At 62.7% G+C, this 520-nt stretch carries 1 pseudogene; it reads left to right on the top strand.

Features of this window, described 5'->3' with window-relative positions:
- A pseudogene (locus CXQ94_RS23285) lies at positions 1-510 on the top strand (hypothetical protein); the annotation flags it as partial.
- Between the last annotated feature and the right edge of the window lie 10 nt (positions 511-520).

Genomic DNA, 520 nt, shown 5'->3' with positions numbered 1-520 from the left:
AAACCCCGCGACATCCTCGCCGAAATCGCCGCCCAAATCAGCCACGAATTCCAACAAACACCCATCACCCCCGCCACCCTCGCCAGCCAACCCGGACCCCACACCCTCCGCGGCCAAGAAACCAACCTCTACGCCCACGCCACCCAACAAACCTTCACCCTCACCATGCTCGGCCAACACATCACCATCACCGCAACCCCCACCGCCTACACCTTCAACTACGGCGACGGCACCACCCGCGGACCCACCACCACCCCCGGCACACCCCTCCCCGAAAACAGAATCGGCGAACAAACCCAAACCAGCCACGCCTACACCACCACCGGCCCCCACACCATCACCCTCACAACCCACTTCAACGGCACCTACACCGTCAACAACGGCCCCACCCTACCCATCCCCAACCAAGGCAACATCACCACACCACCCCTCAACCTCACCGTCTGGCGCGCCATCACCCGCAACTACGCAGAAAACTGCATCACCAACCCCACCGGCACCGGCTGCTAACCACCCAAAA

This window comes from Arthrobacter sp. GMC3, from assembly GCF_002929305.1.
In the GTDB taxonomy this organism is placed as follows: Bacteria; Actinomycetota; Actinomycetes; order Actinomycetales; family Micrococcaceae; genus Specibacter.
This window is presented reverse-complemented; position numbering and strand designations above follow the sequence as displayed.